The organism is Paenibacillus zeirhizosphaerae (genome assembly GCF_030705605.1).
In the GTDB taxonomy this organism is placed as follows: domain Bacteria; phylum Bacillota; class Bacilli; order Paenibacillales; family Paenibacillaceae; genus Paenibacillus; species Paenibacillus zeirhizosphaerae.
In genome coordinates, this window is record NZ_JAPCKK010000028.1 from 1 (window position 1) to 3,670 (window position 3,670).

At 48.3% G+C, this 3,670-nt stretch carries 3 protein-coding genes; 2 read left to right on the forward strand and 1 reads right to left on the reverse strand.

Annotated elements, in window-relative coordinates; all coding sequences use genetic code 11:
• Positions 1-398 precede the first annotated feature (398 nt).
• Positions 399-734: a YolD-like family protein gene (locus OIN60_RS17725; RefSeq protein WP_305756201.1), complete on the forward strand. Its 336-nt coding sequence runs from the start codon at positions 399-401 to the stop codon at positions 732-734.
• 35 nt (positions 735-769) lie between these two features.
• Here the strand turns inward: OIN60_RS17725 and srtD are convergent, their stop codons facing one another.
• Complete coding sequence (gene srtD / locus OIN60_RS17730; protein WP_305756202.1) at positions 770-1,396, reverse strand: class D sortase, LPxTATN-specific; 627 nt, start codon at positions 1,394-1,396, stop codon at positions 770-772.
• 558 nt (positions 1,397-1,954) lie between these two features.
• Here srtD and OIN60_RS17735 point away from each other — a divergent pair.
• Positions 1,955-3,670: isopeptide-forming domain-containing fimbrial protein (locus OIN60_RS17735; RefSeq protein WP_305756203.1), on the forward strand; the 1,716-nt coding region annotated here is incomplete at its 3' end.

Consider the following 3,670-nt stretch of genomic DNA (forward strand, 5'->3'; position numbering starts at 1 on the left):
CAGACTGCCTCAACGTCGAGAACTTTTGCTTCCTTACTCAGACTGTCCCCCTCCGGGTTGAAAGGGAAAGGGGTAAAAAACGTGGGAGTCAAAGAGACGCTTTTGACAGTCTCGTTCATATCAGGGATTGGAGGAATGCTTCGTTCTCGGAGCGTCTCACCCACGCACGAAAAGAATGCCCCGGTCAAGAGCCTTTTGGGGACACCCTTTTTTCTTTGTAGTGGATGATATTTACATTGAAAAAGGAACGTTTGTTCGTATACAATGATAACAAACGTCTAAAAGGGTGATGATCATGCCAGCCAAATACATTGGCAGACAGGTGAGCCGCGTGCCTTTCGCGAAAGCAATGTGCTGGCATGGACTCCCATCACTCAATCAGCATAGGAGGTTGACACATGAGCAAAAAGCTGGAAGCCAACGGGCTCTTCGAGAGTTCACGCATGATTCTCCCGGAGCACAGGGAAGCGTATCAGGTATATATGAGGGAGCAGGAGCGACGCGGGAGGCCGGTTCTGGATGACCAGGAAATGCAGATGATCGAGCAGGCGCTGATCGAATCCTACAACCAGCGTGTGCCGATTACAGTGGTCGTATTCAATCCCTTTGATGATGAAGAGCTGCGTGGGATCGTCACCAATGTGAACACAGGTCTGCGGGAAATCAAGCTGGTCCGGGGAGCAGAGGATTACAGTTGGATCAAGCTTGAGGAGATTATTTCGGTCATTATATAATTAGGGTCCCTGACCGGGCCGGACACAGAGATGTCTTAGGAATTCAAGTGATCGACCGGGTAGGCATACAGGATGTAACGCTCAGGCGCACTTCCTACAAAGTTAAACGGGTAGCAGGTAGAAACCACCAGCACCTCGGTTCCCATCGGGCGAATTACGGTTGTATCGTCTTTATCCACAATATCTGTGCTTTTAATCTCGTATTCATATGTACCGTATGGCAGCTTGACGATAAAACGATCGCCGATCGCCAGCTTGCCGAAATTCCGGAAAACGGTGTCCCGGTGCCCGGACAGCAAAATCTGCTCGTTATCCGAAGGAAATACGGTGCTGCTGTAATGTCCGACTCCTCTCGCCAGATTCTCCTCATCCGTGCCTTCAATAATCGGCAAATCTTCGTTCAGCTTCGGGATTTCCAGCAAGCCGATCACATCATTTTGTTCCGGTTTAAATTCGCTTCTGTCGATCAAGGGAGTGCGATGTGATACTGTAGTCATCCGTGTTTCCTCCGAAATATCTGTGGTACCGGGTTGACCAATCAGCGCGTTGGCTTCGGCCATCGCTTTCTTCAGATTGGCTTGATGCTCGATATATTGCATGGCCCCCACCGTCAAAATGCCTGCACCAGCCACCGACAATAAAACACCTACTATTTTGCGCATATATCCTCCTTTTATTTACATGAATGTGAATGTGTAAAACGATTAATAGGACTAAAAATAACCATATTTTCACAATTCAATCTTACTCTTTCTTTTAATGAAAATCCAGTGAAGGCAATAGAAGTCATGATAAATCGCTTGAAAAAGCTTTAAACTCCAGGCAGGCTGTGCATTGATCCGGTAGGAGGGTATCTACTAAGTTCACAGATATTCCTTATGATACATTCCTGGGACCTATGACAAATTACGCATATTTATGTAAAAATATTGTCTATATTTGCCTTCGGAATTATACTAAGCGTGACTAATTGTTAAAAATTGAAATATAGTGCCGGAGAGAAGGAGGTGACGAACGTCGAACACAACTGCCGGCAGTTTGGAATAACAAATAGTTTCGGAGGGGGGAGTGCTTGGACTCGCTCGGCAACCTAGAATAAACATATACATAATAACGGGCAAATTGTCAAAAGCGGAAGAATGGGTGCTGGGGAGAATGGGAGAACGATGTCAAACCAGGCACCGATGATCTGAAATAAGCAAATATTGGGGGGAGACAACTTGGTTAATACCCGCTCCGTAAGGCGAACAAGCTTATTCAAGCGCCTTTTTATTAAGTTTTCGGTGTTTATGCTGATCTTCGGCATATTGCCTGTTTCACAACCGTCACTTACCCCTGCAACGCAGGCGGCGGATAGCCCTTGTGCGGCTCCGGTGGCGTTGCTGAACGGCAGTTTTGAAGAAGGGGCTTCCAGAGGTAGTGCGTATGATAGTAGTTGGGGCATTTATTTCAAGGAATCGGAGATGCCTCCTTGGAAGACTACCGACGATGCCGGTGGTGAGAAAATCATTGAGGTCTGGAACTGGGCGCGAAGTTTTCCGCCAGCTGCACGGAACTGGCCTGCACCACCTGATGGCAACCGCTGGGCAGAATTAAATGCTTTTGACAACGGCATGCTGTATCAGGATGTGGCGACCGTACCTGGCCAAACCATCCACTGGCGCTTGTCCCATATGGGACGCCAGGGGGTAGACACCATGCAGCTTCGTATCGGTGCGGCAACGGCTGATCCGTACGATACTGTAGTGCAACGGAAAATGTCGGATGGAAACACGAAATGGGGAACTTATACGGGCAGTTATACCGTTCCGGCGGGACAGACCGTAACGCGCTTTGGTTTTGAAGCGGTGAGTTCAGCGGGTGGAACTCTGGGAGCCGGTAACTTCCTCGATGATATCTTCCTCGGGACAGAGCCGTGTGTAACCTCCAACAAGACGGTTGATCCGCCGGGTGAGGTCAAAGCCGGCAGTGAACTGACGTATACGATTAATGTCAAGAACGAAGGCGGGGACATTGCGGCCGATGCAACCATTACGGATGCCATCCCGGCTGGAACGGAATATGTCCCTGGATCGATGGTCTTGAATAATGGCTCTGCGACCAAAAATCTGACGGATGCCAACGATACCGATGAAGGTGATTTTGACGGAAATCAGATTAACATCAAGATCGGAGATCTGGCGAATACCGGCAAGCTGGGCAATGGAGTCACTGTGCAATTCAAAGTGAAAGTGCTGAATGATTACGCAGTGAAATCTGTTAACAACAAGGCGCAAATCAACTATGACAATCTGTTGACAGAAGAAGAAGAGCAGACAGAAACGAATTTAACGACAACGCCGATTATTTTTCCTATGATTGAATCCGATAAAACGGTCACTATTCAGGAAAAAGCGTCCGGAAATACCGATACAGAGCATCCTGAAGTGGGAGATACGCTGCTGTACACGATTCAAACCCGTAATAACAATGCGGGTACGACGGTGAAAAACCTCACCATTTCAGACGTGGTTCCGGAGGAACTGGAATATGTGCCGGGTAGTCTGACGGTGGATGGCAAATCCGTTACCGACAGTGAAGGAGACGATACTGGTTACTATGCTGGCGGAGAGGTAGCCGGCCAGTTCGGAGACATCACGGATACGGAGTTCCATAAGGTTGAATTCCAGGCAGTCGTAAAACCTGGACAAGCTGGTAAGGATATTATCAATATCGCCACGGTAGGCGGCGACAATGTGGAGACACCGGATCATCCAAGAGAAGAAGTACAGGTATATCCGCGCAATCCGCAAATTGAATCAGAGAAGTTCGCATCGAATGTGGATGCAAGCAAGGCTACGTATGAAGTGGGAGACACTGTCTCTTATACGATCCGCGCAAGAGGCGTAGTCAACGATACGTATCTGGAAAATCTGACGATTTCGGATACGTTGCCT

Bases quoted from the DNA above. Each gene is read 5' to 3' on its own strand.
- OIN60_RS17725 (WP_305756201.1), top strand. From the start codon at position 399: ATGAGCAAAAAGCTGGAAGCCAACGGGCTCTTCGAGAGTTCACGCATG.
- srtD (WP_305756202.1), bottom strand. From the start codon at position 1,396: ATGCGCAAAATAGTAGGTGTTTTATTGTCGGTGGCTGGTGCAGGCATT.